Genomic DNA, 22353 nt, shown 5'->3' on the forward strand with positions numbered 1-22353 from the left:
ATATAATATTAAATTAGTCCGTTATATTTTCTTATAAACCACTCGGCAGTCAAAGCAGCCGCAATGATTCCTAAGAGAATTTTAAAATCTATCAAAGATACGACATTTTGCTTGCTTTTTTGGATTGGAATAAACCTATTGTCTTTAATTATGTCCTCAATAAATTTAGAGGTCTGAGAAGGAAAATAAAGTGTGGCATTGGTGCCATTTGCCAACCTTTCTAATTTCTTATAATTACTTGATAATAATTGCTGTTCCAAATCATATTCCAGAATTGTGAATTTTCCTGTTTTGGTAAGATTTTCGTCCTTAACACTGGCCGTAAAGTCGTAATCCCCTGATGGAAGTGTACGGATATCAGCTTCGTAATAGTCATTCTTAAGTAACATAGGAATTTGTCTGCTAGTGTTATTCTCAATGCTATTTAATATTAGATTTATTGTTGCATTATTATCAAAAACAAAGGTTTCATCAAAATAAGTAGCCTTTATGGTTGCTTGATTTAAACCCTGATAAATATTTTCGTACTCCAATGTAAGACGACTTCTTGGTTTGCTGTTTGCAAGGAATAATATAACCTTAGAAATAAAATCATCAAATTTTTTAAAATTCTGATCTTCCCTGTAACTCTGTACGCGCCATTTCCAAATATTTTCACCTAAAAGGACCGCCTCGCGACGTAAATTGGTTTCAAGTATTGTAAAAAGAGGTTCATTCAAATCTACTCCCTTAATGCGTTGACTCAGCATATTTTCATACGATGCCGTAATAAGTAATTCGCCTAAAGTGGTTTCAATTGGGGGAAATTCGGACACCACAAGATCTGTAATATCAAAACGCGTAAATCCTGCATTTAAAATAGGAGTTACTTCTTCTTGCTGATAATAACTATTCTTTTGAAAACTATTCTGGACTTTATTTAGAAAAGCCCAATCGGTTTTGGGACCGGTTATAGTAAAAATATTTGCCCCTTTGCTTTTTATATAAGAATATACCTTTTCAAAATACGTGTCTGGCTGATATAGAATAAAAAGATCAAATTGTTCCAGTTCATTGGGTGATAAGGATGGTTTTATAATTGATACCGATCGCTGCTCATTGCTTTCAATTGCTTTTTTCAAAGCACCCAGATCCGGATGAAGTATACTAGAGACTAGTGCAATATTGGTTTTTTCGTCAATTACTTCTATGCCTATTTGCCTGGAATTATTGGTAATGTTCCTTTCATTTTCCAATGGACTAAGGCTAATCTTTATATTCTTTATTCCAACACTGGTCGCATCCAGAACAGTACTGATAATTTGGGAATTCTCGATCTCACTTAGCGCAATTTGTTTTCTATATAAATTTTGACCAGCTTCAGAAATGGTTAGTACTGTTGAAGCGGTATTTTTGCCCTGGTAGGAAACAAAAATTTCTATGGGGTATTTGTTATTTAAAAAAGCGTATTTGTTTGTGTTTACCTGATCTATTCTGATATCCTGATAACTTGTTGTATCTCCAACTACCAAAGGGTAAATGGGGAATTTTTGTCTTCCTGCAAAGAATTCATAGTCTTCACCTAAGGTCTGGTTTCCATCTGTAAGAATTAAAATGGCTGTGGTGCTTCCAGCGAAAATTTCATTTAGTGATGAAAGCGCACGTCCTATATTTGTAGCTTTCTCTGTAAATGACAAACTGTCCAAAGAATTTAATTCGGTCCCAAATATATATTCAGAGACATTAAACTTCTCGGCAATATTAGTATTCTCATTAATCAGTTTTTTGGCATTAATAAGCTGATTAACTCCATTTGCCTGGCCAATTGAAGAAGAATTGTCTGCTAATATAATTAGATTAGCTTTCTCCAAAGAATATTGCTCTTTGGAGATTTTTGGATTTATTAGAAGTAAAAACACACAAAATAATGCTATAAATCTCAAAAAGGAGAGTCCTATATACAAAAAACCTTTGCTCTTGGATTTGTAGTAGTACTGAAATATTACTAACCCAAAAGCCAAGATCGCAGCAAATAATATCAGGAATACCGTTTGTAGTTGCATGAAACTTTTTGGATAACACCCTACGGCCGGAATACAATCCGGTCAATGGTCTTGTACTGGGATTAATAAATAAAGTAAGTAAGCATTATGTTAGCATACCGCCATCAACATTTAAAACTTGTCCGGTAATATAAGCAGACATATCTGAAGCAAGAAACAAACAGGCATTTGCAACATCTTGAGGAGTTCCGCCTCGTTTAAGTGGAATTGCCTCTCGCCATCCCTGTACAGTTTTTTCATCTAATTTATCTGTCATTTCCGTTTCAATAAAGCCCGGGGCTATTGCGTTACAACGAATATTTCTTGAGCCAAGTTCAAGAGCAACGGATTTTGTAAACCCAATTATCCCAGCCTTAGAAGCCGCATAATTTGATTGGCCGGCATTCCCTTTTACACCTACTACACTACTCATATTAATAATTGATCCTTTGCGTTGTTTTAACATTGTACGCTGCACCGCTTTGGTCATATTAAAAACAGATTTTAGATTTATTTCGATAACGGTATCGAAATCCTCTTCCCTCATTCTCATTAACAGGTTATCCTTTGTGATACCGGCATTATTAATTAACACGTCTATGCCTTCGAAATCTTCCAATACCCGTGCAACCAGTTTTTCTGAATCTGTGAAACTTGCCGCATTACTTTTATATGCTTTTGCCTTAACTCCTTTAGAATTTAGCTCCTTTTCCAATTCAAGCGCAGGGGCTTCACTAGAACTATAGGTAAAGGCTACATTAGCCCCATGTTCAGCAAAAATTCTGGCAATACCCATACCTATACCCCGACTTGCACCGGTAATAATAACATTCTTCCCGTCTAATATTTTCATGTCATTGTTTTGTTTTCTCACTTGTATTCCAAAGATAAGTTTTGTTTCACATAAAGGCTAAAAAAAATCCCGACTAATTCGGGATTTTGCTCTCAGGTTTACCGAGAATAATTGTTATTCTTTTTGACTATCCAACTACTTCTTTAACTTTCTTTCCAATCTCAGCAGGAGAATCCACTACATTTATTCCACATTCACGCATAATACGTTTTTTGGCCTGAGCAGTATCGTCTGTTCCTCCTACTATTGCCCCGGCATGCCCCATAGTTCTTCCTGCAGGTGCTGTCTCCCCGGCGATAAAGCCTACAATTGGTTTTTTACTACCACTAGCTTTATACCATTTGGCCGCATCCGCTTCTAAATGACCCCCTATTTCGCCTATCATAACGACACATTCTGTTTCAGGATCATTAATCAGCAATTCTACTGCATCTTTAGTGGTAGTACCAATTATTGGATCACCACCAATGCCAATAGCAGTTGTAATACCCAATCCCTGTCTTACAACCTGATCTGCTGCTTCGTAAGTTAAAGTACCAGATTTAGATACAATTCCAATAGTTCCTTTCTTAAACACAAAACCGGGCATAATTCCTACTTTGGCCTCTTCCGGTGTAATTACTCCAGGGCAATTTGGACCTATTAATGTGCAATCTCTTTCTTTAATATAATTATTGGTCTTAACCATATCAGCTACAGGAATACCCTCAGTAATTGTAATTATGACTTTTATTCCGGCATTAGCAGCTTCCATTATTGCATCTGCCGCGAATGCCGGTGGCACAAATATGATAGTGGTATCTGCACCAACACTTTTAACAGCGTCCTCAACTGTATTAAAAACAGGTTTTCCAAGGTGTTCTTGACCACCTTTGCCCGGAGTAACTCCTCCAACTACATTCGTACCATAGGAGATCATCTGTTCTGAATGAAAAGTACCTTCACTACCGGTAAAGCCTTGAACAATTATCCTGGAATCTTTATTTACTAATACGCTCATTGTTAATTTGTCTTTTTATAGTTATACAAAAATATATTTTTGAAAACTATTTTTGGGTGGTTAATTACTTATTGTTTGTTTAAATCTTTTAAAATTGCTGGAAGACTACGCAGATGGGCTAATTCTCTGAATTTTTCTCGAGCTTCACCAGCCGGACTTCCCAAGTAACTTTTACCTCCTTCCAGAGATCTGCCAATACCTGCCTGCGCCATTATTACTGCTTTCTTTCCTATGGTAATACCGCTTATTATCCCAACCTGGCCCCAAATAGTAACTTCATCTTCAATTACAACACAGCCTGCAATTCCGGTTTGCGAAGCAATTAAACACTTTTCTCCAATTACTGTATCATGCCCTACCTGAATCTGGTTATCGAGTTTGCTGCCTTTCTTAATTATGGTATCGCCGGTAACGCCCCTGTCTATTGAACAAAGCGAACCAATATCTACATGGTCTTCTATTACAACACGTCCTCCGGAAAGTAATTTATCATAGCCCTCTGGCCTGTTCTTATAGTAGAAAGCATCTGCTCCAAGAACTGTTCCGGCATGAATAGTGACATGATCTCCTATGATACAATTATCATATATGCAGACATTGGAATGAATAGTACAGTGATCACCTATTATAACATTATTACCAATAAAAACATTTGGCTGAATCTGAGTATTCTTTCCAATTCTGGCAGATTTGGATATCAATAAATCCGATTTTTCAAAAGGCTTAAAATAATTAGTAAGTATATTAAAATCTCTAAAAGGATCCTCGGATATCAGTAAGGCTTTTCCAGGGGGGCAATCAACTTTTTTATTTATTAAAACTACAGTTGCTCTACAACTTAGTGCTTTGTCGTAATACTTTGGATGATCTACAAAAACAATGTCACCTTCTTCTACAACATGTATTTCGTTCATTCCATAGATAGAAAAATCATCCGTTCCTACATATTCAGAATTGATGATCTCTGCAATTTGTTTTAAAGTATATGGTTTTGGAAATTTCACAAAAAGTTTATCAAAATTATCATTTTAATAGATCAATTAACACTAAATATAAAATAGTCTAATATATTTAAATACAAGTATTTATCTATACTATACTATTTTGCTCTCTCCATATAAGAGCCCTTTTCAGTATCAACTTTAATTTTATCACCTTCATTTATAAAAAGTGGTACATTCACTTTGGCCCCGGTCTCAACAACCGCTGGTTTCGATGCATTCGTGGCGGTATTTCCCTTAAGTCCGGGTTCTGTATGAGTGACTTCCAAAATAACACTAGCCGGCATATCAACAGATAATGGCATACTATCCTCAGTGTTAAACATTATAGTAACCACTTCGCCTTCTTTTAAAAGTCCCGCTGCATCAAGAACACCTTCCTGAAGTGAGATTTGATTATAGTCATCCGTATTCATAAAATGATAGGTTGAGCCATCCGAATATAAAAACTGATAAGATCTTGTTTCCACACGAACATCTTCAATTTTATGTCCGGCAGAGAAGGTATTATCCAAAACTTTTCCGCTTGTTACACTTTTAAGCTTTGTTCTCACAAATGCAGGTCCTTTACCTGGTTTTACGTGTAAAAATTCAATAATCTTATAAATATCATTGTTGTACTTAATGCACAATCCTTTTCTAATATCTGATGTATTTGCCATAGATAATTAATTTGTACTAAAATAGCCTTTCATTATTCCCCTTTGGGAATCACGAATAAACTGTAAGATTTCATCTCTTTCAGGTGTAGCCTCCATTTCTGCTTCAATGATCTGTACAGCCTGAGTATTGTTATAATTCTTCTGATAAAGTATTCTGTAAATATTCTGTATCTCCCTAATTTTGTCTGAATTAAATCCTCTTCTTCGGAGTCCAACAGAATTTATTCCAACATATGACATTGGTTCTCTTGCGCCCTTAACATAAGGAGGTACATCTTTACGAACTAAAGATCCACCGGTTACAAAAGCATGATTACCAATTGAAACAAATTGATGCACTGCCACCAGACCTGCAAGAATAACATTATCGCCAATAGTTACGTGCCCCGCAAGGGTAGAGTTATTGGAGAAAATACAATTATTTCCCACAAAACAGTCGTGAGCAACATGACAATAGGCCATAATAAGGCAATTTTTACCAATCACAGTTTTCATTCTGTCATGTGTACCTTTGTGAATAGTAGCGCACTCTCTGATTGTGGTGTTATTACCAATTACCACCGTGGTTTCTTCCCCTTCATATTTCAAGTCCTGAGGTGGTGCTGATATTACCGCACCTGGGAAAATATTGCAGTTCTTTCCTATGCGGGCTCCTTCCATAATGGTGACATTAGAGCCTATCCAGGTACCATCGCCAATTACCACATTGTTATGGATAGTGGTAAATGGTTCTATAACCACATTTTTTGCAATTTTAGCTCCTGGGTGAACGTAGGCAAGCGGTTGATTCATACTAATCTCCTTGTTTTGTTTTTACGATTTGGGCCATTAACTCTGCTTCGGATACCAATTTTCCATTTGCATATGCATAAGCCTGCATATGACAGATTCCTCTTCGTATTGGCGATATAAGATCGCACTTAAAGATTAAGGTATCTCCGGGGACTACTTGTTGTTTAAATTTAACATTGTCGATCTTCATAAAGAAAGTAAGATAATTTTCTGGGTCGGGAACAGTACTTAATACCAGAATTCCTCCGGTCTGCGCCATAGCCTCAACCTGCAGAACCCCTGGCATAACAGGTGCTCCGGGAAAATGTCCCACGAAAAATGGTTCGTTCATGGTGACATTTTTTACACCTACCACATGAGAATCTGAAAGCTCCATAATTTTGTCAACCAATAGGAAAGGTGGCCTGTGAGGCAACATTTTCATGATTTCAGTGATGTCCATTAATGGAGGTTGATTTAAATCGAATTTGGGAACCTTATTCCGTTTTTCCAATTTAATAATTTTGGACAGTTTTTTAGCAAACTGAGTATTTACATAGTGTCCAGGCTTATTCGCAATTACTTTCCCTTTAATTCTTGTTCCCGCTAATGCTAAATCTCCAATTACGTCTAATAGTTTATGTCTGGCAGCCTCGTTTGGTTGATGCAATGTCAGATTATCTAAAATACCATTGGGCTTTACCGATAGTTTTTTCTTTTTAAAAGCCTTTTCCAGTTTCTTCATGGTAGGAGCAGAAATTTCCTTGTCTACATAAACAATGGCGTTGTTAAGATCTCCTCCCTTTATAAGCCCATTCTCCAATAACATTTCCAATTCATGAAGAAAACTAAATGTCCTGGCATCCGCTATTTCCTTTTTAAAATCTGCTATTTTCTCCAGGGTGGCATTTTGTGTCCCAAGAACCTTGGTGCCAAAATCTACCATAGTGGTTATTTTGTAATCCTCCGAAGGAATTAATGTTATATCGCTTCCCGAGGCTTCATCTTTATAAGTAATAACTTCTTTAACTACATATTCTTCCCGATCGGCCTCCTGTTCTACAATTCCGGCCTTTTCTATAGCCTCTACAAAAAACTTGGAAGATCCATCCATGATGGGCGGTTCAGGGGCATCCAATTCTATTAAAACATTATCTATCTCCATGCCAACCAATGCTGCAAGAACATGTTCTGAGGTTTGGATCTTAACTCCTTTTTTCTCCAGATTTGTTCCTCTTTGAGTGTTAACCACAAAATTCGCATCTGCTTCAATAATTGGTTCCCCTTCAAGGTCTACGCGTTTAAAAGCAAAGCCATGGTTCTCGATTGCAGGAACAAATTTCATGGTAACATTCTCACCGGTATGCAAACCCACGCCGGTTAATGTTACTTCATTTGCTATTGTACGTTGTTTTGTCATACTTTATTTATCGTCACTTTTTTTTTCCAAATCATTAATCCTATTGACCAGTTTTGGTAGATTTTTAAAATGAACATAGGACTTATTGTAGTCTGCGTAATTAAATGCAGGTGATCCCTGTATGAATTCATCGTCCTTCAAATTCCGACCTATACCAGATTGGGCCTGTATCCTTACCCTGTCGCCAATAGTAATATGCCCAACAATGCCAACCTGACCCCCAATCTTACAATTTTTTCCAATTTTTGTAGACCCGGCTATACCAGTCTGAGCTGCAATAGCCGTATGCTCTCCAATCTCAACATTATGAGCAATTTGAATTTGGTTGTCAAGTTTTACACCATTTCTAAGAATGGTTGATCCAAGTGTTGCCCTATCTATTGTGGTTCCTGCGCCAACGTCCACATTTTCCCCCAGAATTACATTCCCGGTTTGAGGTACTTTACTGTATTCACCATTTGAATTAGGGGCAAAACCAAAACCATCTGCACCAATAATAGCCCCACTATGAACTACGGATCCCTTTCCGATTATTGTTTCCGAATAAATTTTGGCTCCTGCAAAAATCAGAACATTATCCGCTATTGTTACATTATCACCTATATACACATTGGGGTAAATTTTGACATTATTACCAATTTTTACATTGTTTCCCAAATATGAAAAAGCACCCAAATAGAAATTTTCTCCGTAGCTGGCAGATTCTGATAAAAATACTGGCCTCTCCAGTCCCGTTTTGTTATTCTTTACCTGATTGTAATATTCTAATAATTTTGAAAAAGATTCGTAGGCATCATCAACCTTAATCAGAGTTGTAGAAATGGTCTGTTCCGGCACAAAATCTTTATTTACAAGGGTTATTGATGCTTCGGTGCTGTATATAAAAGATGTGTATTTAGGGTTAGCCAAAAAAGTTAATGAACCAATTTCTCCTTCTTCAATCTTAGCCAATTTATACACAGCAACATCTGGGTTGCCTTCTATCTCACCCTCCAAAATACCTGCAATCTGACTAGCTGTAAATTTCAAATTTTTAAATTATTTAACCCTGTGCTTAGATTCAGACAAAAGTAAGAAAAATTGATTAATGGTATTACGCCATATTCATGTGTATAAACACCTGTATATTAGTGTATTAAGACTTTCAAAACGCTTTTTAGAAATTGGAGGGAGCCAAAATTCAGAATATTAAAGCTAAAGATCATCTTTTGGGAAACATATATAATATTTTGTTACCGTCTCAGATAGAGCGGTCAAATTTAGATGATCCGATGCTTTGGCAACATCCATCAATTTACCATTGCTACGCAAAATATTTATGTTCTGACTATATTGGTTATAGGCCTTATTCTCTATAATTCCCCGGAATACAAAATAAGCCGTCTCTGAATCACTCAACTTATATTTTGCTTTAAAACCCTCAAAAAATTCCTGAAATTTATTTTCCTTTTCAGGTTTGTCCTTAAGTCTTATATTCAGAAGTCTTCGATTCAGAATCATCCCGCATAATTTTGACAAAACAAAGTCAGTATTGTGCTGCCATTGTTTTATCGCCGCTAATATATCCGTGTCATCAAGACTTGCAAAACGATCCAAAACCTCCAGATTAAAATTCTCCTTATCTATTTTGTTTTTCAAAAAGAACATGAGAGGTGGACTACAATCCAATTCAATATTCATATCAACCAGTTCCTTTGCCCTCTGTAATGTTTTAATTAGCAATTGCTCGGCTACTATTCCTGTTTTATGAAGGTATACCTGCCAATACATAAATCTTCGGGCCATTAGAAATTTCTCTACAGAATAGATCCCTTTTTCCTCAACAACCAATGTGCCATCAACAACATTTAACATGGTTATTAAACGTTCTGCATTTATATTTCCTTCTGCCACTCCGGTATAAAAACTATCCCGCTTTAAATAGTCTAATCGGTCCATATCTAATTGACTACTGACCAGTTGATTCAGAAATTTTTTTCTATAAGTGCCTCTGAAAATTTCCATTCCCAAAGTTAAACTTCCGTTAAACTTACGGTTTAGCACCTCCATAAATATCTGAGAAATTGCTTCATGATTTATTCCTTCTACCAAACTATGTTCCATAGCATGTGAAAAAGGGCCATGGCCAATATCATGTAATAAAATAGCACAAAGTAACCCTTGCGCCTCCTCTTCTGTAACCTCAATCCCCTTAAAGCGAAGTAGTTGTATTGCTTCCTGCATTAAATGCATACTACCTAATGCATGATGAAAACGAGTATGATGCGCCCCAGGATAAACCAGATATGAAAGCCCCATTTGGGAAATACGGCGAAGCCTTTGAAAATATGGGTCCGCTATCAGGTTAAAAATTAGAGCATCTGGAATTCTAATAAATCCGTAAATTGGATCGTTGAATATTTTAAGCTTGTTTGATTTCGACAAAATAGCTATTGTTTTCAACGGTAAAGATAAGGACTAAATGAACAAGATAACAATCCTTTGGGTAGATGACGAAATAGATTTGTTAAAGCCCCATATTATTTTCCTGGAAGGCAAAAATTATCAGGTAGTAACCTGTAAAAGTGGTCAGGATGCATTGGAAGAAATTAGAGCCCGGAATTTTGATATTGTTTTTCTCGATGAGAATATGCCGGGAATTTCAGGTTTGGAAACATTAACTGAAATTAAGGTTATAGATGCAACCATTCCTGTAGTAATGATTACCAAAAGTGAAGAGGAGTATATCATGGAAGAGGCCATTGGTTCAAAAATTGCCGACTATCTTATAAAACCTGTCAATCCTAATCAAATACTTCTTTCTCTTAAAAAAAACCTGGATCACTCTCGTTTAGTATCAGAAAAGACCACTTCTAACTACCAGCAAGAGTTCAGAAAGATATCGATGGACCTATCTATGGTCAACTCCTATGAGGAATGGGCAGATCTTTACAAGAAACTTATTTATTGGGAGCTTCAATTGGAAGTAATAGAAGATTCCGGGATGTTTGAAATTTTGGAATCTCAAAAAATTGAAGCTAATAATCAGTTTGGAAAATTTATTGAAAAAAATTATGCTGAATGGTTTCATGATGGCGATGGACCGGTAATGTCTCATACGCTGTTTAAGGAACTAATTCTGCCAGAAATCAAGGATACCCCTACCCTCTTATTGGTGATAGATAATTTAAGGTATGACCAGTGGTTTGCATTCGAAGATGTACTAACACCTTATTATAAAAAAAGTAAGGAAATGCCTTATTACAGCATTCTGCCTACAGCAACACAATATGCGCGAAACGCTATTTTTTCTGGCCTTATGCCTCTTGGAATGGAAAAAAAATACCCCAAATGGTGGAAGAACGATACAGATGAAGGGGGAAAGAATTTATTTGAAGACAAATTCCTGGGAGAACAATTAAAACGATTGGGACTTGATATTAAATGGGAGTACCACAAAATAAGTAGTCTGAAACAAGGCAAACATCTTTCTCAAAACTTTCGTTCCCAAAAGAAAAATGACCTTACGGTTCTGGTTTATAATTTTGTGGATATGCTTTCACATTCCAAAACTGAGATGGACGTTATTAAAGAATTGGCGTCCAATGATAAGGCTTATCGCTCCTTAACCAATAGCTGGTTTAAGAATTCACCACTTCTTGAAATCATACAACAAGCTCAGAGTATGGGTTTAAAACTTGTTATTACCACTGATCATGGTACTATAAATGTGAAACAGCCTTCTAAAGTGATTGGAGACAAAGAGACCAGTCTTAATCTTAGATACAAAACGGGCCGAAGTCTTACTTATAATGAGAATGACGTAATAGAGGCCAAAGACCCTGCTAATATTTATTTACCAAGTATAACAATGAGTAGTTCATTTATTTTTGCAAGAAACGATTTGTTTTTTGCTTACCCCAATAATTATAACCACTACGTGAGTTATTATAGAAATTCTTATCAACACGGGGGCGTTTCCCTGGAGGAAATGATTATACCATTTGTGGTTCTGGAGCCCAGATAATCATATTTGTATTTTTACTTGGATAATTTGACTAATCAGAAGGCATCTGCAAAAGGCTTCTAGTAATAAAATGTATTTTATCAATTGATTGATAATTATTGATTTCTAATTAGGCTAGCTATGACTAGACTTAACACCCTAAGGGTTATCTTGAATCGCTTGGTCAAGGATTCCCTTGGTAAATAAAAAGGCTATTTCGGACATTTAATGTAAGGCTTCGTCCTTAGTTATTGTCTAAATCTTTGAATTTCAACTTTATTTGGGTATTAAACTTTGAAGGTCCGACGTAAAGCGATAAATATTCTGGACTTTAAGGTAAACACTATTATATACGTGTATACTAATTTTAAAACAACCATAGAATGAGAAAAGAAATTACATTTTTAGCGGTATGCATTTTGAGTTTTCAATTTGCACTGGCACAGTCCATCACTACCCACCAATACAGAAGGGTGGCACCTGAAAATATGCAGGAATATTTAAAAAGAGAAACTACATATTGGGCTAAATGGGCCGAAAAAGAAGTTACAAAAGGGAATTTAACATTTTGGGCCATTTTACAAAGGGTCGGGGGTGTAAACCAGGATACGAGCCCGAATATCCTAATTATAAATACTTTTAAAGATATTGACAAAGGAGCAGATTGGGGAAGTATAGACGCAATGTTTCCGGATGTTAAAATGGAAGATATTGGAACAGCAGACATTAGCACCAATATGCATCACGTATTTCTGAGCAATCTTTCCAACCATATCCGTGCAGAAAATTCAACCAATGATGATTATAAATTTGTGCGAATCATTTATCACGACACAAAAAATTCAGGGCAGCACCTTGCTTTTGAAGCCGAAAAATGGAAACCTATGGTAGAAAAGGCCATGAAGGAAGGGCAAACTAACATGAAAGGCTGGGGTAATCAGGCCATCATTTCTCCGGTTACTTCTACCTTCACCTATAGCAGCTATTCCTATGATATATTTTCCTCCCTGCAAGAAGCACTATCACCTGCTTTTAGCGATGACTGGACCGCGCCTGAAGGATTCTGGGATGGCTTTCAGGAGAACTATAACAAACGTAATTCTAACGTTTACAGAATTGTTGTAGGTGCATCTGCCCCTGCCGAGTAAACAAACCTGAAAGGATTAAGGACAAATGGAAAGCCTTGAATAAATATTCAAGGCTTTTTTTGGTAATTAAATAGATAACAATTTTTTTCAAAGAGCACATTTTAATTTTTAGCATATTCTGGCCTTTGATAAATAAAGAATATTATTCGGACATTAAATGAAGGCTTTAGTCCTTGATGATTTGCTGTATATTATTATTAATCACCAATTTAGACATATCTGAAAAATAGATTATTAAGTTAAACTCGAAAATAAATTTTACAGTTATGGAACTAGATGAAAATAAATTACATGCATTATTAGGCCAAGTTGTAGTGGAAATGGGCGCTGCTGCGAATGGTCCTCTTATTACTATTGGTGATAAGCTTGGGCTATACAAATCACTATCAGAATTAGGGCCAATGTCTGCTGCTCAATTGGCCAAAGCAACAGAAACTGCAGAAAGATATGTCAGGGAATGGCTGGCAGCTCAGGCGGCATCGGGCTATGTAGAATACGATAATGTAAATGATACATTCTTTATGACCCCGGAACAAACAGCAGCTTTTGGTGATAAAAATAGCCCTGTGTTTATGACCGGTGCGTTTTATGCAATTACCTCGCTGTATCACGATGAGCCCAAAATGGTAGAAGCATTTAAATCAGGAGAAGGTATTTCCTGGGGAAATCATAATAAATGTTTGTATTGCGGAACTGAGAAATTTTTTAGCCCCTCATATGAAGGCAATTTAATCTCAAGTTGGATTCCATCACTTAGTGGTGTTGAAGAAAAACTTAAAAAAGGTGCAAAGGTTGCTGATATTGGTTGCGGACATGCAGCTTCCACTATTATAATGGCCAAGGCATTTCCAAATTCCACGTTCCTTGGGATTGACTTTCACGACAAATCTATTGAACAAGCTAAATTAAAGGCAAAGGCCTCAGGAGTGAACAATATTTCCTTTCAAGTTTCCACTGCTAAAGACCTTCCAGGCGATGGCTATGACCTTATTACGTTCTTTGACTGCCTTCATGACATGGGAGACCCTGTTGGAGCATGCGCTCATGTAAAAGAAGCCTTGAAAGCTGATGGTACCTGCATGATTGTTGAACCATTCGCTCATGACACTTTAAAAGATAATCTCAATCCGGTGGGTAGGGCTTTTTATGCATTTTCCACACAGCTTTGCGTACCTTGTTCTATTAATCAGGAAGTTGGGTTGGCACTCGGCGCCCAAGCAGGTGAAAAACGGTTAAAGGACGCTATTACTTCGGGTGGTTTTAGTCATTTCAGGCGTGCAACTGAAACCCCATTTAATCTAATTTTAGAGGCACGGCCTTAAAGAAAAGAAATCAAAGAATCAATATTCATTAAAACTATAAACCAAAACATTTTAATAATGGGAAACATACAGCTCACCGCAAGATTTCTAATACATGAAGGCAAAGAGGAAGAGTTTAAAAGTATTGCAGTGCAGTGCCTGAAAATTGTTAATAAGAAGGAGAAAGATACCACTTTGCAGTACGATTGGTATTTTAATGCTAATGGAAGTGAATGTGTAGTAAGAGAAACATATACAGATTCTAATGCAATATTTCTTCATTTGGGAAACCTGGGAGAATTGCTTGGTCAACTTCTTCAGATAGCAGACTTTTTCCCTGAGATTTACGGGAGTCCCTCTGAAGAATTTCTGAGTGCCGTCAAAGATATGAACCCTAAAATTTATTCTTTTTACCAGGGCCTTTAATTTGATTAGAACTTAGGTCTAAAGCTGCTATTGCTTTGCAAAATTGATTGTTGTGGTTCACTAATTTAGAACCTAAAGTTTATTGCTTTGAGATCATCATAACAGTCTTTTTATAAATCCGAAGTTTTTTCCGGATAAATATCCCTTTGTTGAAAGTTTATCCTGGTTAATTAATAAAATTTAACATAATTACTGATTATCTTTGAATAGCGCAGTTCTGTGCATATGTCAGGATTCAAACTTTAATCTCAAAAGATAACAAAATTATGATTAGAATTATCGCTATAACCGCCCTGCTTTTTTTTAACGGATACCTTCTTAGAAGCCAATCTGATAAACCGAAATTGGTTGTGGGAATCGTAGTAGATCAAATGAGATTTGATCATCTTTACAAGTATCAGGAGAGGTTTTCTAACGGTGGGTTTAAACGCATAATGCAGGAAGGATTTAACTATAAAAACACTCAGTATAACTATATTCCAACGGTGACTGCTGCCGGACATGCATCCATATATACAGGGACAACCCCGGCTACTCATGGAATAATCGGAAATACGTGGTATCAGCGGAGTTCAAAACAAATCATTACAAATATTGGAGATTCAAACGAACTTATCGTTGGAACAACTACCGTTAACAGCTATGGTGCGTCTCCAAGAAATCTGTTAACAACAACGATTACGGATCAATTGAGAATGGGTACCAATTTTAGGGCCAAGGTAATAAGTGTTTCCCTAAAAGACCGTGGTGCCATCTTACCAGGAGGAAATGCCGCTAATGCGGCATATTGGCATGACTGGAAATCGAGTCCGGGTTATTTTGTAAGCAGCTCTTATTATATGGATGAATTGCCTAATTGGGTTACCAAATTTAATCAATCGGAAAAGTCAGATTCATATTTAACAAATTCATGGAGCACCTTATATCCCATAGAATCGTATACTATGAGCGCCCCGGATGACAATAATTATGAGCGGGCTATTGCTGGCAAAACTAGTGCTACTTTTCCATATGATTATAAAAGTATGCGGGAACGCTATAAGACAATAGGTGCTGAGTTTCAATTAGTTTGGGTTACCCCTGTTGGAAATTCCTTATTGACAGATTTTGCCATAGAAGCTATTAAGAATGAAGGTTTAGGGACAGACGATGTTACAGATTTTATTAATATAAGTTATTCAGTTCCCGATGTTATTGGGCACACTTTTGGTCCTCAGTCTGTTGAGTTTGAAGATGTAATCTTAAGATTGGACAGGGACATTGAAAATTTATTAAAATCACTCGATGCTACTGTTGGTACCGGAAATTATTTACTGTTTTTGACCTCTGATCATGGATCTGTACCTGTAGCGTCTTACCTGGCAGATAATAAGCTACCTACTGGAATCGCTAATATTATAAAATATGATGCTGCTCTACTGAGTCATTTGAATACAAAATATGGTACAAATCAATGGATTGAACATTTCGACGGGGAGTCTGTTTATTTAAATCACGATCTTATAAAACAAAAGAAATTATCTCTTAGAGCAGTACAACAGGAAGCGGCAGATTTTCTGATAACTCTTGAAGAAGTTACAAGAGCAGTTACTGCATCCGATCTGCAATCACGTAGTTATGGTTATGGAATAAACCAAAAGCTTCAAAAAGGCTATCATTCTAAAAGATCTGGAGATGTCCTTTTAGTCTTAAAACCGGGGTTTATTCCGAGCCTGGACCAAAAAATAACAACTATTCAACAAATTAAAGGTACTACCCATGGTACCGGTTATGCTTACGACAGCCATGTACCCATGCTGTGGTTCGGGAATTCCATTCCTAAAGGTGAAACGGTTCGAAAAGTATCGGTAACCGATATTGCACCCAGCCTTGCACAGTTTCTGGATATACAATCTCCAAGTGGAACTACAGGAGAACCTTTAATAGAACTATTTGAGTGAAATAATTCTTTAGAAAAAAGGGAAGAATAGGGTCTTTGATTTAGAAAGATAACGGAGAATTAAAATACAATACAAAAAGGATTTTATTTTAACCTTGCCTCATTTAATATCTGCTTTTTGTAGGTGCTATCATTAGCTAGAACATCAAAAAAGTCGTTGATGAACCTTCTTGCAGTGGCAAATTCTTTTGGATCTTCAAAGCTTGATTCTAAATCGTTAACAATAGTCAACATTTTAATTTTATTATTCAGAAATTCTTTTCTCACGGATTGGTATACGGCTGGGTTGCGTTTAAAACCCCTATATAATCTATGAGTGACATCTGTTATACTTAGTACTTCACCTTGAACCTGTGAGACTACAGCATAGCTGGCATCTACCAAGCCGGACATATCAAAATCATATGGTACAGGCATAATTTTGCCATCAACAAACAAAAGCTTTTCATTATGCCGATAAGCTGATGAATAATCGGTATTGCCAATCATAAACTGAAAAAAGTCGTTTCTTACAGAACAAAGATCATCCTGTTGTAGCGGATGTACAGACCTTTTTATTTGTTTACCGTTACACCTATCTTTCACTCTGTCAATATCTTCTATAAAAAATCCTTTTACTGTATAGGTTTTAACTTTCTGTCCTTTTTCATCGGTAAAATCAATGTCTAATAACCTCGTATTAAAATGGTATGGAGAGACAAGTTCATACAATTTATAAGCCATATATTCCTTTATGACTTTATCATTATAGTCATTTTGCAGTACACAAGGAAGTACGAGTTTTAGTTTCTTATTCCCTTCAAATAAGGTTCCTGCGGTAACTGCTTTCTTAATTTTCATTTTCACAGGGGGGAAATAGCAATTCTCCCTCCTGTAATTGCCCCTTGCCCTAATTTTTACTTCCAAAGTTTTCCAGGAATCATCGCTTGACATATATTGAATTTCGCTATCAATATATGTGCTGTCATTCGTTTCTTTCCTTAAAACTTTATTGGAATACCTTAGTTTTACGGGTATTGGATCATTAGTAAGAAAGAGCTCAGTGACCTGATTATCCTGGTCAGTATTCACGATTTCCTGTGAAAAAGTGGCTCCAACAACATAAAAAAATGTAAAAAGGAATAGGTATATCGTTTGCTTATTCACTAGATTGTAGTTAGATTTACTTTGATAAGTTAATAAATTTTAGGCTATTAGACGATATCTTTCCATATTAAATTACAGAACAATAATTGTATTGATAGTTTCAATAGTCATTACATTTCTGGCATTTAAATTTAATTTAAACTTCTATGTTGATCTTACTATGTTAAGTATTGCCATAATATTTCCTTTGGTTTTTACCATACGTGGCTCCTTCAGGCGCCGGGAAAAGGCACTGCAACATTTGAGTAAATTCAGAAGTGCTTTAAAGACAGTTCACTATTTTGTAATGAGTAACAAGGAACTCTCTGAAGAAAGTAAAAAAGAAATGACTGATATTTTGGTTAATATTAGTGAGCAAACTATGGATCAACTAAAAAACAACGACGACAGCACAAAAGATCTGGATGAAATCATTGATAAGGTGCTCACATTTATCGTAGCTAACGATGAAACCGTTTCGAAAAATTTAAAGGACAGGACTTTTCGTTATATGAAAGATCTCCATGAAGCCATAGAAAACTTACACGCTATTAACACGCACAGGACACCAATAAGCTTAAAGGCTTATTGTCTTGTATTCATCTATATCTTCCCCTTGATTTATGCGCCAACCATTATCTTTGATGTGGGATTGGAAAACAATCAGGGAATAACCTATTTTATAGTATTACTAACGGAGTTTATACTTATATCTCTTTATAACATCCAGGATCAATTAGAATATCCGTTTGATGATATTGGTTTGGATGATATCAATCTTGAGGCTTTTAAGCTTAACAGATAAGCAAATATAGCGGAACTACCTATTTACACAGCAGAAGTGCAACCACTTTATCATGCTGCCTCCTAAAATTAATATGGATATGAATTTAAAGATTTAAGAGTCCATCTTAAAATTTACAATTGAGAATAGGACATAGGTTTTAAGAATACCCTGTATATATTTGAAACCGTATTAGCGTACTCCGGCAGTTTTACTATCCTTTGCCATTCCGGGTTGGGGCCAAATTTTGCCCAATTGGCATCACGTTCTGCCATGTCTTTAAAAGCAAGTAAATAAGTTAGACAGGGCATTTGTGGACCTGCAATTTTCTCCCCAAAAAAAACGGAATGCAGTCCTACCTCATCAAAAATACTCAATTCACTCTCATTAAACATTTTTACTTTGCGCTGAAATGCATCTTCATTATAGGCTTCATAAGTTCGCAATTCAAACACCATGGACCCCTCTGTTGGTTTTACTAATTTTGGTATTCCATCGAATGCTGTAAACAATGACGTTACATACCGCTCTACCGGAAAAATTTCCTGTGCGGTTTTGCTGTATGCTTCAGATGCCTGTAGAAAGACTGAATCATCCTTTAGATTGTCCAGTACCTTCTGATAGTCCTCTAAATCATCATAGGTAATTAATAAATAGATCTTCTTTGGTAAGGCATCCCCAATTTCCTCAAATGCTCCGATATTTTTAATTCCCTGTTTGTTTAAAGCAGGTATCAAAGCATTTTCAAAATAATCATGCAAGACCTTAGCAGGTTTACCAAACTTTAACTCATATTCCCGAAATTCATAAATTTCTTTTTGGCTGAATCCAAAAGCCCCTAAAATTAGAAAAACCCCTATTGCAAATTTTTTGATCATGATTAAATTTTTGTTCCTAATTATTTTCAATATTATAAATCTAATTCTTATTTAACAAATACCTGGTTTGATCTGTCAGCAAATCCGATTTATTTTTTATCCAAGCTTTTTATAAGCCTTAAGTATATTTTCAATCCGCTGGTTTTCCTCCGGGTCAATAATTTTCTTTTCCGGGTTGTCATCAAGCCATTTCAGGGTCCTTTTTATACCTTCTGCAAAAGGGATTGTAGCTTTAAAGCCTGAGACAAATGTTTTTATTTTAGTATTGTCAAAAATCACACTTTCGGCCTTATCAGCAAGTAAAGTGCCTGTATAAGAGGGTTCTATTTTGCATATAAAATCTGAAGCAATATGCACCACTTTTGCCTTACAACCCAGACTGTCTGCCAGGATTTCGTAGATCATGTTCCAACTTAATATTTCGTCTGAAGTAATATGAAAAGCGTGGCCCACTGCCTGTGATAATCCCAATAATCCTACAAAGCCCTTTGCAAAATCTTCTGAATGTGTAACGGTCCACAATGAGGTGCCGTCTCCGTGAACAATTATTTCCTTTCCTTTTAGAATTCTATCGGCTGTAGTGTACTCTTTAAACCCACCAATAGCAATGGGGATAACCGTATCATAAGTCAAAGAGGGCCGCACAACAGTAATTGGAAACCCTTCTTCCCTGTAAGCTTTCATCAATCTATCCTCACATTTAATCTTATCATTGGAGTAATCCCATAAATTATTACACAGCGGTGTCGATTCAGTTATAATTGGATAGCTTAAAGGTGTCTGATAGCAAGATGCCGAGCTAATAAAAATATATTGCTTGGTTTTTCCTTTAAAAAGGGCAATATCCCGCTCAATATCTTCCGGAGTAAAAGCAATCCAGTTAACCACAACATCCCAGTTGTGAGCTTTCAATTCTGTCAGACTATTTAGATTATTGATGTCGCCTAATATGGTTTTCACCCCATTTATTTCAACCTTGTTTATCCCTCTGTTCAAGTGATAAAGCTCTATCCCTTTTGAAATAGCTAATCTGCTAGACGCACTGCTAATATTTCCTGTACCCCCTATAAATAATACCTTCATATATTTTTCTAAAGAATTACAAAGTACTGAATTATCCAGAACAGTCAATACTTCTGCCAAATAATATTGTCAGGTAGGTTTATTTTCGCTACTACAGATGTTAGAAGACTTTTATATTCAATATTTCTAATTAAGCTGTAAATGATAAATCCTTACCTTAGATATTTAATAATGAAAGAGTCGCTTTAAATGATAAATCTCGATAGACGAACTAAACAAGTTATACTTCTTCCAATAAAATTTAAAACATGTTATCACTTTACTAATTACAATTTTATTTCTAATCTTAACCGTACAACTTCGATTCTTAGCTTTCTGTTTGCGATCATTGGATTTACAGCTTGTTCGGGCACTTCGGAGAAAACATCTGTAGATACCCGACCAAATATTCTAATATTGGTAGCTGATGACCTGGGATATGCAGATCTGGGTTGTTATGGCGGAAATATCGCAACTCCCAATATCGATGGCCTGGCATCAAGTGGTATTCGCTTCAGCAGGTTTCATACTGCACCTATGTGTGCACCCACAAGGGCGATGCTTTTAACAGGCAATGACAACCATATTGCAGGTGTAGGAAGGCAGGCACTAAGCACACAGGTTTTTGGTTACGAAGGTTATATAACAAATAGAGTGGCTACTATCCCTGCCTTGCTAAAAAAGGATGGTTATCACACCTATATGGCTGGAAAATGGCATCTGGGTACTGGCAAAGAGGCCAACCCGCACCAAAAAGGTTTTGAACACTCGTTTGTCCTTCTTGAAGGTGTTGGAAATCATTATAACAGCCAGGGGTTATTTAAAGGTATTCCGGTTTCACATTATACAGAAGATGGCAAACCCACAAAATGGCCGGAAGGTTCTTATTCTACGGATCTTTACACCGATAAACTGATCGAATATATAGATCAGAACAAAGATGATAAACGTCCGTTTTTTGCCTATGCAGCTTATACCTCTCCCCATTGGCCACTGCAGGTTGATGAGGCTTATTGGAAAAAGTATGAAGGGCGGTATGATGAAGGTTATGATAAATTAAAAGAAGAAAGATTGTTAAGTCTTAAAAAGGCGGGGATGATTCCCGAAAATGCTGCCTTACCCCCTACTCACCCTTCCGTTAGGCCGTGGAATTCTCTTTCGGAGAATGAGAAAAAAAGAGAAGCACGAAAAATGGAACTCTACTCCGGTATGTTAGATAATCTGGATGTGAATATTGGCCGTATCGTACAGCATTTAAAAGATATCGGGGAGTACGAAAATACGCTGATTATTTTTATGTCTGACAATGGGGCAGCAGGTGAAGATTATTATAATAATCCCGGGATCAGACCCTATATCAATCCCTATTTTAACAATGACTATGAAACCATGGGAGAAGCAAATTCTTTGATTTCCTATGGCCCCCAATGGGCAGAAGCCGGCTCTTCACCATTCAGATATTACAAGGAATATGCAACCAATGGTGGTATTATAGCATCTATGATTATAACCGGCCCTATGGTAGAACAACAAAATGTAATTGCAAATGACTTTTTAACGGTTATGGATATTGCTCCTACGCTGTACGAAATAGCCAAAATTAATTATCCTTCCGAATTTAACGGGAATTCATTATTCCCTTTGAAAGGAAAATCAATTTTGCCATTTATTTCCGGAAAAGCAGAGGCTATACATAGCAACGACTATGTCTTTGGTTTAGAGCACAGTGGAAATACGATGTTGAGGAAAGGGCAGTGGAAAATAACAAATTTCAGCGATCCATTTAGTTTATCAGGTTTTGAACTATATAATCTAGATGAGGACCTGGGTGAAATGCATGATCTAAAAAGCACAAACCCGCAAAAATACCAGGAAATGTTCCAGGAATGGACCAATTTTGCCAGTGAAATTCAGGTGCAGTTACCTGGCATCAACTACGATTAATCTTTGGAAATTCCATGCCTTTAATCCCATTCT

19 protein-coding genes are annotated in these 22353 nt (G+C 36.4%); 7 read left to right on the forward strand and 12 right to left on the reverse strand.

Annotated elements, in window-relative coordinates:
* Nucleotides 1–8: 8 nt before the first annotated feature.
* The 9 genes from ABJH90_RS03130 to ABJH90_RS03170 form a co-directional block, all read right to left on the reverse strand.
* On the reverse strand, nt 9–2042 hold the full coding sequence (locus ABJH90_RS03130; RefSeq protein ID WP_348142321.1) for a vWA domain-containing protein: 2034 nt from the start codon (nt 2040–2042) through the stop codon (nt 9–11).
* An 85-nt stretch (nt 2043–2127) separates the two neighbouring features.
* Nucleotides 2128–2874: a 3-oxoacyl-[acyl-carrier-protein] reductase gene (gene fabG, locus ABJH90_RS03135; RefSeq protein ID WP_348142324.1), complete on the reverse strand. Its 747-nt coding sequence runs from the start codon at nt 2872–2874 to the stop codon at nt 2128–2130.
* 127 nt (nt 2875–3001) lie between these two features.
* Nucleotides 3002–3874, reverse strand: coding sequence for a succinate--CoA ligase subunit alpha (gene sucD, locus ABJH90_RS03140; protein WP_348142327.1), 873 nt, complete (start codon nt 3872–3874; stop codon nt 3002–3004).
* A 68-nt stretch (nt 3875–3942) separates the two neighbouring features.
* On the reverse strand, nt 3943–4878 hold the full coding sequence (locus tag ABJH90_RS03145) for a UDP-3-O-(3-hydroxymyristoyl)glucosamine N-acyltransferase (protein WP_348142330.1): 936 nt from the start codon (nt 4876–4878) through the stop codon (nt 3943–3945).
* A gap of 95 nt (nt 4879–4973) precedes the next feature.
* Nucleotides 4974–5537, reverse strand: coding sequence for an elongation factor P (gene efp / locus ABJH90_RS03150; RefSeq protein WP_348142333.1), 564 nt, complete (start codon nt 5535–5537; stop codon nt 4974–4976).
* 6 nt (nt 5538–5543) lie between these two features.
* The gene (gene lpxA / locus ABJH90_RS03155) at nt 5544–6329 is read right to left on the reverse strand and encodes an acyl-ACP--UDP-N-acetylglucosamine O-acyltransferase (RefSeq protein WP_348142335.1); all 786 of its coding nucleotides are present in this window, start codon (nt 6327–6329) and stop codon (nt 5544–5546) included.
* Between the two features lies 1 nt (nt 6330).
* A complete protein-coding gene (locus ABJH90_RS03160) occupies nt 6331–7728 on the reverse strand; it encodes a bifunctional UDP-3-O-[3-hydroxymyristoyl] N-acetylglucosamine deacetylase/3-hydroxyacyl-ACP dehydratase (RefSeq protein WP_348142338.1) in 1398 nt (465 codons plus the stop codon).
* A 3-nt stretch (nt 7729–7731) separates the two neighbouring features.
* Entirely contained in the window at nt 7732–8757 is a 1026-nt protein-coding gene (lpxD, locus tag ABJH90_RS03165; RefSeq protein ID WP_348142340.1) for a UDP-3-O-(3-hydroxymyristoyl)glucosamine N-acyltransferase, read from the reverse strand.
* A gap of 165 nt (nt 8758–8922) precedes the next feature.
* Nucleotides 8923–10152: an HD domain-containing protein gene (locus ABJH90_RS03170; RefSeq protein ID WP_348142343.1), complete on the reverse strand. Its 1230-nt coding sequence runs from the start codon at nt 10150–10152 to the stop codon at nt 8923–8925.
* Between the two features lie 37 nt (nt 10153–10189).
* Here ABJH90_RS03170 and ABJH90_RS03175 point away from each other — a divergent pair, with 37 nt between their 5' ends.
* The 5 genes from ABJH90_RS03175 to pafA all read left to right on the forward strand — a co-directional run bounded on the left by ABJH90_RS03175 (nt 10190) and on the right by pafA (nt 16528).
* Complete coding sequence (locus ABJH90_RS03175; protein ID WP_348142346.1) at nt 10190–11734, forward strand: PglZ domain-containing protein; 1545 nt, start codon at nt 10190–10192, stop codon at nt 11732–11734.
* Nucleotides 11735–12096: 362 nt separating this feature from the next.
* Nucleotides 12097–12861, forward strand: coding sequence for a hypothetical protein (locus ABJH90_RS03180; protein ID WP_348142349.1), 765 nt, complete (start codon nt 12097–12099; stop codon nt 12859–12861).
* A 266-nt stretch (nt 12862–13127) separates the two neighbouring features.
* Entirely contained in the window at nt 13128–14183 is a 1056-nt protein-coding gene (locus tag ABJH90_RS03185; protein WP_348142352.1) for a class I SAM-dependent methyltransferase, read from the forward strand.
* A gap of 57 nt (nt 14184–14240) precedes the next feature.
* Nucleotides 14241–14588 (forward strand): hypothetical protein, encoded by a 348-nt coding sequence (locus tag ABJH90_RS03190; RefSeq protein ID WP_348142355.1) that lies wholly within the window; start codon nt 14241–14243, stop codon nt 14586–14588.
* 266 nt (nt 14589–14854) lie between these two features.
* Nucleotides 14855–16528 carry an alkaline phosphatase PafA gene (gene pafA / locus ABJH90_RS03195; RefSeq protein WP_348142357.1) on the forward strand — a complete coding sequence of 558 codons (1674 nt, stop codon included), beginning with the start codon at nt 14855–14857 and terminating at the stop codon, nt 16526–16528.
* 83 nt (nt 16529–16611) lie between these two features.
* Here the strand turns inward: pafA and ABJH90_RS03200 are convergent, their stop codons facing one another.
* Nucleotides 16612–17673, reverse strand: a complete 1062-nt coding sequence (locus ABJH90_RS03200) for a hypothetical protein (RefSeq protein ID WP_348142360.1) — start codon at nt 17671–17673, stop codon at nt 16612–16614.
* Nucleotides 17674–17764: 91 nt separating this feature from the next.
* On the opposite strand from ABJH90_RS03200, the gene ABJH90_RS03205 reads away from it, so the two are divergent.
* Nucleotides 17765–18457, forward strand: coding sequence for a hypothetical protein (locus ABJH90_RS03205; protein WP_348142362.1), 693 nt, complete (start codon nt 17765–17767; stop codon nt 18455–18457).
* A 113-nt stretch (nt 18458–18570) separates the two neighbouring features.
* On the opposite strand, the gene ABJH90_RS03210 is transcribed toward ABJH90_RS03205, so the two are convergent.
* The gene (locus tag ABJH90_RS03210; protein WP_348142364.1) at nt 18571–19314 is read right to left on the reverse strand and encodes an NIPSNAP family protein; all 744 of its coding nucleotides are present in this window, start codon (nt 19312–19314) and stop codon (nt 18571–18573) included.
* A gap of 96 nt (nt 19315–19410) precedes the next feature.
* Nucleotides 19411–20397, reverse strand: coding sequence for an NAD-dependent epimerase/dehydratase family protein (locus tag ABJH90_RS03215; protein WP_348142367.1), 987 nt, complete (start codon nt 20395–20397; stop codon nt 19411–19413).
* 189 nt (nt 20398–20586) lie between these two features.
* Between ABJH90_RS03215 and ABJH90_RS03220 the strand changes: the two genes are divergently transcribed.
* Nucleotides 20587–22320, forward strand: coding sequence for an arylsulfatase (locus tag ABJH90_RS03220; RefSeq protein ID WP_348142370.1), 1734 nt, complete (start codon nt 20587–20589; stop codon nt 22318–22320).
* Nucleotides 22321–22353 lie beyond the last annotated feature (33 nt).

The organism is Eudoraea sp. (genome assembly GCF_039969275.1).
Taxonomy (GTDB): Bacteria; Bacteroidota; Bacteroidia; order Flavobacteriales; family Flavobacteriaceae; genus Eudoraea.

Excerpts from the sequence above, each read along its gene's own strand:
- ABJH90_RS03130 (WP_348142321.1), bottom strand. The coding sequence starts at position 2,042 with ATGCAACTACAAACGGTATTCCTGATATTATTTGCTGCGATCTTGGCT.
- fabG (WP_348142324.1), bottom strand. The coding sequence starts at position 2,874 with ATGAAAATATTAGACGGGAAGAATGTTATTATTACCGGTGCAAGTCGG.
- sucD (WP_348142327.1), bottom strand. The coding sequence starts at position 3,874 with ATGAGCGTATTAGTAAATAAAGATTCCAGGATAATTGTTCAAGGCTTT.
- efp (WP_348142333.1), bottom strand. The coding sequence starts at position 5,537 with ATGGCAAATACATCAGATATTAGAAAAGGATTGTGCATTAAGTACAAC.
- lpxA (WP_348142335.1), bottom strand. The coding sequence starts at position 6,329 with ATGAATCAACCGCTTGCCTACGTTCACCCAGGAGCTAAAATTGCAAAA.
- ABJH90_RS03160 (WP_348142338.1), bottom strand. The coding sequence starts at position 7,728 with ATGACAAAACAACGTACAATAGCAAATGAAGTAACATTAACCGGCGTG.
- ABJH90_RS03175 (WP_348142346.1), top strand. The coding sequence starts at position 10,190 with ATGAACAAGATAACAATCCTTTGGGTAGATGACGAAATAGATTTGTTA.
- ABJH90_RS03180 (WP_348142349.1), top strand. The coding sequence starts at position 12,097 with ATGAGAAAAGAAATTACATTTTTAGCGGTATGCATTTTGAGTTTTCAA.
- ABJH90_RS03185 (WP_348142352.1), top strand. The coding sequence starts at position 13,128 with ATGGAACTAGATGAAAATAAATTACATGCATTATTAGGCCAAGTTGTA.
- ABJH90_RS03190 (WP_348142355.1), top strand. The coding sequence starts at position 14,241 with ATGGGAAACATACAGCTCACCGCAAGATTTCTAATACATGAAGGCAAA.
- pafA (WP_348142357.1), top strand. The coding sequence starts at position 14,855 with ATGATTAGAATTATCGCTATAACCGCCCTGCTTTTTTTTAACGGATAC.
- ABJH90_RS03210 (WP_348142364.1), bottom strand. The coding sequence starts at position 19,314 with ATGATCAAAAAATTTGCAATAGGGGTTTTTCTAATTTTAGGGGCTTTT.
- ABJH90_RS03215 (WP_348142367.1), bottom strand. The coding sequence starts at position 20,397 with ATGAAGGTATTATTTATAGGGGGTACAGGAAATATTAGCAGTGCGTCT.
- ABJH90_RS03220 (WP_348142370.1), top strand. The coding sequence starts at position 20,587 with ATGATAAATCTCGATAGACGAACTAAACAAGTTATACTTCTTCCAATA.